Here is an 8,505-nt window from a genome sequence, read left to right on the forward strand (position 1 = left end):
GGTGTTTCCGACTCTATCAGATCTTTTCTCGATCCGATTTCCTCGGTGCTTTCCAGGTTCCCGCTCTCGCGTTTCCCTTTCCGGCGGTTCCGACTTTATCAGAAGTTCTTGGCCGGTCTGACCGGCCGCTCATTTCTGAGTAATCGGGAGGATGCTTCTTTGAAATGTCGATAGCGACTTCTTGGAAGCTCGTAGAGCTTAACGGTCGCCACCGGACTTGTCCAGTTCTAGGCAACTGTTTGAATCTACCTCCCCACGCCTTCCGTGTCAACGGCTCTTGCGGGGCGAAGAGGAGACTAGCAGCTCACAGGGGTCGTACGCACATCACGCGGCGGTGGGCACGGCGGAGCTACGGTCCGCCTCTTCAAGATCGCCCGTCTCGCCCGCGCGCGCCGCGCGGCCGCCCAGGACATAGACGTACGCCAGGAATGCCAGCTCGGCCGCGACCCCGATACCGATACGGGCCCATGTGGGCAGGCCGGACGGGGTGACAAAGCCTTCGATGGCGCCGGAGACGAACAGGACAAGGGCGAGGCCGATCGCCATGCCGACCGCGGCGCGGCCCTCCTCCGCGAGCGCGGCGCGCCTGGTGCGGGGGCCGGGGTCTATGACGGTCCAGCCCAGGCGCAGGCCGGTGCCGGCGGCGACGAAGACCGCGGTCAGTTCGAGCAGACCGTGCGGCAGGATCAGGCCCAGGAAGGTGTCGAGGCGGCCGGCGGAGGACATCAGGCCGAGGCCGACACCGAGGTTGAGCATGTTCTCGAGAAGGATCAGGAGAACGGGCAGGCCCAGGAAGACGCCCAGGACCAGGCACATCGCGGCGGCCCGGGCATTGTTCGTCCACACCTGGGCGGCGAACGAGGCCGCCGGGTGGCTGGAGTAGTAGGTCTCGTACTCACCACCGGGCCGGGTCAGCTCGCGCAGCTGGCCGGGGGCCGCGATGGTCGACTGCACCTCCGGGTGGGCGCCGATCCACCAGCCCAGGAGGATCGCGACGGCGGTGGACACGAGTGCCGTGGGGACCCACCAGTGGCGCGTTCGGTAGACGACGGCCGGGAAGCCGTGGCCCAGGAAGTGCGTGACGTCGCGCCATGAGGCGCGGCGCGCCCCGGTGACGGCGCTGCGCGCGCGTGCCACGAGTTGGCTGAGCCGTCCTGTCAGTTGCGGGTCGGGGGCGCTGGACTGGACGAGGGAGAGGTGCGTGGCGGTGCGCTGGTAGAGGGTGACGAGTTCGTCGACTTCGGCGCCGCTGAGGCGGCGCCGGCCGAGCAGGGCGTCGAGGCGGTCCCATTCGGCTCGGTGTGCGGAGACGAAGACGTCCAGGTCCATCGGGTCTGCCTGCTCCTCGGCATGGTCGCCGACTGCTCGTGTTGGATGCTCGTGATTGCTGTCAGCTTGTCGTACTGGCGCGCGACGCGCCCACAGCTTGGCAGACTTGCTGTTCAAGGGGCGGACCAGGGGAAGGACGGGCGGGCGTGAGCGAGCTGGTGACGGGCGAGGCGGTGGCGCTCGAACTGCTGCCCGCGAAGCTGCCGAGCAGGGCATTGGCCGTGCTGCTCGACCTGGCGGTGGCCATGGTCGTGTACATCGGCGTGAGCGTGGCGCTGGTGGTGTCGACGGCCTCCCTGGACGACGCCGCCCAGATGGCGCTGTCGGTGGCGTCGCTCCTGCTGGTGCTGGTGGGTGGGCCGATCGCGGTGGAGACCCTCAGCCATGGCCGGTCGCTGGGGAAGCTGGCGCTCGGGCTCCGGGTCGTGCGGGACGACGGCGGGCCGATCCGGTTCCGGCACGCGCTGGTACGGGGTGCGATCGGTGTGGTCGAGATTCTGATGACGTTCGGGGTCGTGGCCTGCATCGCCTCGCTGGTGTCGGCGCGGGGGCGACGGCTCGGGGATGTGTTCTCGGGGACCCTGGTGGTGCGCGAGCGGATACCGGTGGGCCCGGCCGGGCTCGTTCCGCCTCCGCCTCCGGGGCTGGCGGGGCGGTTCGCCGGGCTGGACCTGTCGGCCGTTCCGGACGGGCTGTGGCTCGCCGTGCGCCAGTACCTGACGCGGATGCCGCAGCTGGATCCGCAGGTCTCCTGGGGTATGGCACAACGGTTCGCGGCCGACCTCGCCGCGCGGACGGGCGCGCCGCTGCCGCAGGATCTCCCTCCGGCCGCTTTCCTCGCGGCCGTGGTGCACGAGCGGCAGTCGCGTGAGGCCCGGCAGGCGTTCGGCGCGGGCGGTGTCGCGCCTTCCGGGGCGGAGCCCGGTGCACCGGCCGCGTCCGCGCCTCCGGTGCCGGAGCGGCCGCAGTCCACTTCTCCTCGGCCTGCCGATCATGGGAGCTGGACTCAGCACCAGGCGGTCGCCCCGCCGCAGGCTCCTGTCGCTCCGTCGGCCGCCTTGCCGCGGGACGAGCCCCCGGCGGCCGACCGTCCGGCCACCGGGTTCGCGCCGCCGGCGTAGGCCGGCCGCGTCTCCGTCGCCGGCGCCTCGGTCGGCGGCTCCTGCGTCCCTGTTCCCGCTCCGGCCCGCGGTGTTCTCAGCCGAACGCCGAGGGCGGTGACTGAAGGTCCTCCAGCTCGATCCCGGGCGCGGCCAGCACGACGTCGCCGGCGATGTGGACGGTGTGCCGTTCGCCGGTGTCCAGGGCTGTGACCTGGTATTCGTCCACGGTCAGAGGGCCGCTGTCAGTGGCGTGTGCTTCGCTGTTCACCAGGGCCCAGGACTGGTCCACGGTGCGGGGGGCGAGGACCGGGTCCGTGAAGGCCACGAGGCGTACGCGGGTCGCGGCGGAGGAAGGGGTGAGGCGCAGCAGACGAGTGGTGGCGACGAGGAACGCGGGGGACGTGCCGGTGAAGGCGTGGGCGCGCACATTGCCTTCGGTGGCATCGGTGCCGGTGGGGTCCGTGCGGACCCAGGTGACGCCTTCGAGGGCGGCACCGCGCACCTGCCAGCCGCCCGCGTGGAGTTCGAGGCGGATGGGGCGGCCGAGCTCGTCGAGGGCGAGGTCGACCGAACCGCGGTGGTCTCCGGCGGGGGTCGTCAGCTCGGAGACGTAGCGCCAGCCGGACGGGCCGGGGGCGCACTGGAAGTGTTCTTCTCCGAGGGGGGTGTGATCGTGCGGATCGTGGAGCGAATAGCGGCCGCGGGGCATGGGGGTCCTGGGTCGTGACGGGCTCGGGTCGCCTCCGCGCGCCGGTCCGGGGTTCGTGAGGGCCGGACCGGCCAAAGGGGCAGGCCCCCGGCACGGGGGTGCGGGGGCCTGCCTCGGAGGACCTGCGTGAGACGCGGGAAGCGGCTCAGTAGCGGTAGTGGTCCGACTTGAACGGGCCGTCGACCTCCACGCCGATGTACGCGGCCTGCTCCGGGCGCAGCTTGGTGAGCTTCACGCCGAGCGAGTCGAGGTGGAGACGGGCGACCTTCTCGTCGAGGTGCTTGGGCAGCACGTAGACGCCGGTCGGGTACTCGTCGGGCTTGGTGAACAGCTCGATCTGGGCCAGGGTCTGGTCCGCGAAGGAGTTGGACATCACGAACGACGGGTGGCCGGTGGCGTTGCCCAGGTTCAGCAGGCGGCCCTCGGACAGCACGATGATCTTCTTGCCGTCCGGGAAGGTCCAGGTGTGGACCTGCGGCTTGACCTCGTCCTTGACGATGCCGGGGACCTTGGCGAGGCCGGCCATGTCGATCTCGTTGTCGAAGTGGCCGATGTTGCCGACGATCGCCTGGTGCTTCATCTTGGCCATGTCCGAGGCCATGATGATGTCCTTGTTGCCGGTCGTGGTGACGAAGATGTCGGCCTTGTCGACGACCTCGTCCAGGGTTGTGACCTGGTAGCCGTCCATCGCCGCCTGCAGGGCGCAGATCGGGTCGATCTCGGTGACGATCACGCGGGCGCCCTGGCCCCGCAGGGACTCGGCGCAGCCCTTGCCGACGTCGCCGTAGCCGCAGACGACGGCGGTCTTGCCGCCGATGAGGACGTCGGTGGCGCGGTTGATGCCGTCGACCAGGGAGTGGCGGCAGCCGTACTTGTTGTCGAACTTCGACTTGGTGACGGCGTCGTTGACGTTGATCGCCGGGAAGAGGAGGACGCCGTCGCGCTGCATCTCGTACAGGCGGTGGACGCCGGTGGTGGTCTCCTCGGTGACACCGCGGATCTCGGAGGCCAGCTGGGTCCACTTCTGCGAGCCGTCCGTGATGGTGCGGTGCAGCAGCTGGAGGATGACGCGGTGTTCGTCGGACTCGGCGGTCTCCAGGGCGGGGACCTCACCGGCCTTCTCGTACTCGACGCCCTTGTGGACGAGGAGGGTGGCGTCGCCACCGTCGTCCAGGATCATGTTCGGGCCGCCGGTGGCGCTGTCGGGCCAGGTGAGCGCCTGCTCGGTGCACCACCAGTACTCCTCCAGGGTCTCGCCCTTCCAGGCGAAGACCGGGATGCCCTGCGGGTTGTCTGGCGTGCCGTTCGGGCCGACTGCGATGGCGGCGGCCGCGTGGTCCTGGGTGGAGAAGATGTTGCAGGAGGCCCAGCGGACCTGGGCGCCGAGGGCGGCCAGGGTCTCGATGAGCACGGCGGTCTGCACGGTCATGTGCAGGGAGCCGGTGATGCGGGCGCCGGCGAGGGGCTGGGCCTCGGCGTACTCCTTGCGGATCGACATCAGGCCGGGCATCTCGTGCTCGGCGAGGGTGATCTCCTTGCGGCCGAACTCGGCCAGCGAGAGGTCGGCGACCTTGAAGTCCTGTCGGCTGTCGACAGTCGTCATTGAGAGCTGCTCCTCGGTATCGGGTCGAGGGTGGGTACGGCTGGTCTGCGCGGCGGCGGACACACGGGTGCCCGAGAAGAGGACACTGGCATGCCCACGTGCGCGCAGCGCAGTCCGTCGGAGGCCCTCTCTCCCTCGGTCGGTCCTTGCCGGACCGCCCGACCGCCATCAGCAGCGACGTCTGGCTCCGTCCCAAGCTACACCGGAGGACCCTCTCGTCCCAGTCCGCCTCAGCACGCTTCGGTCCGTTCGGAGGGGAACGCCGGGCTCCGTGGGCGCGGCGCGGGGTGGGTCAGTGGCCGACGGCGTGCGGGTTGGGGCCGCCGGGGGTCGCCTCCGGGTCCGGGCCCTTGGCGGCCTCGGCCTCGCTGTAGATGTCCGGTTCCAGGTAGATGACGCGGGCGATGGGGACGGCGGCGCGGATCCGGGCCTCGGCCGCGTTGATGGCGTTGGCCACCTCGGCCGCCGTGTCGTCGTGCTGGACGGCGATCTTGGCGGCGATCAGCAGTTCCTCGGGGCCGAGGTGCAGCGTGCGCATGTGGATGACGGCGGTGACCGTGTCGCCGTCGACGATCGCGGTCTCGATCTTCCGGACGTCCTCGGTGCCCGCGGACTCGCCGAGCAGCAGCGACTTGGTCTCGGCGGCGAGGACCAGGGCGATCATGACAAGAAGGACACCGATGCAGACGGTGCCGATGCCATCCCAGACGCCGTCGCCGGTGAGTACGGAGAGGCCGACGCCGCCGAGGGCCAGGACCAGACCGATGAGCGCGCCGAAGTCCTCCAGCAGGACGACGGGCAGCTCGGGCGCCTTGGCGCGGCGGATGAACTGGGCCCAGGACAGGCTGCCGCGCAGCTCGCTGGACTCCTTGATGGCCGTGCGGAAGGAGAAGCCCTCGGCGATCACCGCGAAGACGAGGACGCCCACCGGCCAGTACCAGTTCTCCAGCTTGTGGGGGTGGCTGATCTTCTCGTAGCCCTCGTAGATGGCGAACATGCCGCCGATGGAGAAGAGGACGATGGAGACGAGGAAGGCGTAGATGAAGCGCTCGCGGCCGTAGCCGAAGGGGTGCTGCGGGGTGGCTTCGCGCTGGGCCCTCTTGCCACCGATGAGCAGCAGGAACTGGTTGCCGGAGTCGGCGAGCGAGTGGACACCTTCGGCGAGCATCGAGGAGGAGCCGCTGAACGCGAACGCCACGAACTTCGATGCCGCGATCGCGAGGTTGGCGCCGAGTGCCGCCACGATCGCCCTGGTACCGCCTGACGCGCTCATGTGTCCGCGTTGTCCCTTCGCCTCTGTCGCGCTCGTCCGTCCACGCCGTCCGGGCGTGGCCCGGCTTTGCCCGGCCTTTGCCGGTGGGCCATTCTTGCAGCCCGGCCGGGCGCCGGCGCGTCAGGTATCCACAGCTCCGGTCATACGATCACAGTGGCACGGAAGATGGTGCCCGTGCCCGAGATCTCGGCCTTCTCGTCCGCCGGGACGAAGACGGACTGACCGGGGCTCAGCTCGTGCTCGCCCGCCCGGACGGAGCCGGCCGTGCAGAGCAGGATCTGCGGGGTGTCGCGGGTGACGTCGTGGGCGGCGCCGCCCTCGGACAGGACGTACCGGGAGAGGCGGAACTCGTCGATCGGCGTCTCGTAGACCTCCTCGCCGTCCGGGGACGCCTCGGGGCGCAGCACGCCCGGGTCGCCCGCCTCGAAGCGGACCACGCGCAGGAGTTCGGGGACGTCGACGTGCTTGGGGGTCAGGCCGCAGCGCAGGACGTTGTCGGAGTTGGCCATGATCTCGACGCCGAGACCGCTGATGTAGGCGTGCGGGATGCCGGCGCCGAGGAACAGGGCCTCGCCGGGCTGCAGCCGGACGTGGTTGAGGAGCATGGCCGCGATGACGCCGGGGTCGCCCGGGTAGTGGTGGGCCAGTTCGGCGTAGGGGGCGTGGTCGCCGCCGAGGCGGGTGCAGGCGACGGTGACCTCGGCGACCGTGCGGGCCATCTCCTCGGGGTCGGCGCTGAGGATCGCGGTGAGGACCTCGCGCAGGGCCGCGTCCTCGGGGCGGGCGTGCAGCAGGTCGACGTACGGCTTGAGAGAGTCGATGCCGAGCCCGGCGAGCAGGTCGGCGGCCCGGTCCGGGTCGCGGAAGCCGCACAGGCCGTCGAACTCGGTGAGTGCGCAGATCAGTTCGGGCTTGTGGTTGGCGTCCTTGTAGTTGCGGTACGGGGCGTCCACGGGGATGCCGCGCCGCTCCTCGTCGGCGTAACCCTCCTTGGCCTGCGCCAAGTCGGGGTGCACCTGGAGGGACAGGGGCGCGCCGGCGGCCAGGATCTTCAGCAGGAACGGCAGCCGCGGACCGAACTTCGCGACCGCCTCGCTGCCCAGCTCACGCTTCGGATCGGCGTCGATGACGTCGACGAGCGTCCCGCGCGCGGTGCGCGACGGGGCGCCGGGGTGAGCGCCCATCCACATCTCCGCCTGGGGTTCCCCGGTCGGCTCGACGCCGCGCAGGTGCGGGATGGCGGTGGGGGAACCCCAGGCGTAGGGGCGGATGGTGTTGTCGAGGCGGTCCATGTCTTCTCTGTCTCCGTAGGTACGCTGCTCGGCCGGCGCGCCGTGGCCGGGGCGCCGTGCCGAAGGTGGGCCCGGCTGTTCCGGCCCGTAGCCAGGTCAGGCCCTGGAAGCGAGCGCCAGGTAAACGGCGGCGAAATCCGTGACGGCGATCAGTTCCGCGAGGGTCTCCAGTTCGCCGCCCTCCTCCGGTTCGAGTTCGCTCAGCGGCGTGTCGTGGCTGAGGGCCAGGTCGCGGGCGCCGGGGGCGGCGGTGAGGCCGCCGGGAGGGCGGTCGCGCAGCAGCACTACGCGCGCGTGCAGCGCGGGCGCCTCCTCCACGCGGTCGCGGAAGAAGTCCTCCGGGTCGGCGCTGGCCGCGAGTGGGCCGGCCAGCAGGGCGCTGTGCGCGGCGAGTGCCTCGGGCAGCTCGGCGACGACGGCGGGGCGGCCGGCGAGTTCGGCGAGGGCGGCGGCGAACCGGCGGCCCGCCGGGCCCGCCGAGGTGCCTTCCGTCCACACCACGGGGAGGGCGTCGGCGAGTTCGGCGGCGAGGGTCTTGGCCGGGTTGCTGTAGGTCGCGATGGCGGGGCCGCAGCCCTCGGCGACCTGGTCCAGGCGGTCGGCGATCTTCTCCAGGGCCTCCGGCGGCGCGTTGACCAGGCCGACGCGGTCCAGGAGGGCCAGCAGCGGGGTCAGCAGGGCCCAGAAGACGCCCGGGGAGGACGCGGCGAGCGGTTCCTCCTGGTCGTAGGGGGCCGTCGCCATCGGTACGAGCAGTCCGTGCGCGCCGGTGACCGCCTCGGCCAGCGGGGTGCGGTCGGGGGCCACGGCCACGACCGAGACGCCGCGGCGGTAGGCCTGGTCGGCGAGGAGGGAGAGGCTGGGCTCGGTCCCGTCCGGGGTGGCGATCAGAAGCAGGTCCACGGAGCTGGCCCAGCCGGGAAGCTCCCAGCGCAGGGCTCCCGCGGCCGGGGCGACGCCGGTGGGGGCCAGGCGGACCACCGGGCTGCCGGGGCCCGCCATCGTGCCGAGGAGGTCGGCGGTGTGGGTGGCGGCGGCGCCGGGGCCGGCGATGAGGACGGCGCGCGGGCGGCCGTCGGGCTTGAGTTCGCCGACGCCGGCCTCGACGGCGTGCCGGGCGGCGGTACGGACGCGGGCGCCGGCCTCCGCTGCGCCGCGCAGCAGGAGTCGCTGGAGCCGGAGCAGGTGAAGCCGAT

Annotated in this window: 7 protein-coding genes; 1 reads left to right on the forward strand and 6 read right to left on the reverse strand. The window is 71.4% G+C overall.

Annotated elements, in window-relative coordinates; genetic code table 11:
- Nucleotides 1-324: 324 nt before the first annotated feature.
- Nucleotides 325-1,329, reverse strand: a complete 1,005-nt coding sequence (locus tag ACWEN3_RS34870) for a stage II sporulation protein M (protein ID WP_452979235.1) — start codon at nucleotides 1,327-1,329, stop codon at nucleotides 325-327.
- 146 nt (nucleotides 1,330-1,475) lie between these two features.
- Here ACWEN3_RS34870 and ACWEN3_RS34875 point away from each other — a divergent pair, with 146 nt between their 5' ends.
- Nucleotides 1,476-2,450, forward strand: coding sequence for an RDD family protein (locus ACWEN3_RS34875; protein WP_452979238.1), 975 nt, complete (start codon nucleotides 1,476-1,478; stop codon nucleotides 2,448-2,450).
- A gap of 76 nt (nucleotides 2,451-2,526) precedes the next feature.
- Here ACWEN3_RS34875 and ACWEN3_RS34880 read toward each other — a convergent pair whose 3' ends face one another.
- From ACWEN3_RS34880 to ACWEN3_RS34900, 5 genes are all read right to left on the reverse strand, one after another.
- Complete coding sequence (locus ACWEN3_RS34880) at nucleotides 2,527-3,141, reverse strand: hypothetical protein (protein ID WP_452979241.1); 615 nt, start codon at nucleotides 3,139-3,141, stop codon at nucleotides 2,527-2,529.
- 145 nt (nucleotides 3,142-3,286) lie between these two features.
- Nucleotides 3,287-4,744 carry an adenosylhomocysteinase gene (gene ahcY, locus ACWEN3_RS34885; protein WP_452979244.1) on the reverse strand — a complete coding sequence of 486 codons (1,458 nt, stop codon included), beginning with the start codon at nucleotides 4,742-4,744 and terminating at the stop codon, nucleotides 3,287-3,289.
- 292 nt (nucleotides 4,745-5,036) lie between these two features.
- The gene (locus ACWEN3_RS34890) at nucleotides 5,037-6,017 is read right to left on the reverse strand and encodes a cation diffusion facilitator family transporter (protein ID WP_452979246.1); all 981 of its coding nucleotides are present in this window, start codon (nucleotides 6,015-6,017) and stop codon (nucleotides 5,037-5,039) included.
- Nucleotides 6,018-6,157: 140 nt separating this feature from the next.
- Nucleotides 6,158-7,309, reverse strand: coding sequence for a mannose-6-phosphate isomerase, class I (manA, locus tag ACWEN3_RS34895; protein WP_452979249.1), 1,152 nt, complete (start codon nucleotides 7,307-7,309; stop codon nucleotides 6,158-6,160).
- Between the two features lie 96 nt (nucleotides 7,310-7,405).
- Nucleotides 7,406-8,494: an SIS domain-containing protein gene (locus tag ACWEN3_RS34900; protein ID WP_452979251.1), complete on the reverse strand. Its 1,089-nt coding sequence runs from the start codon at nucleotides 8,492-8,494 to the stop codon at nucleotides 7,406-7,408.
- Nucleotides 8,495-8,505 lie beyond the last annotated feature (11 nt).

Source organism: Streptomyces sp. NPDC004561 (assembly GCF_053602155.1).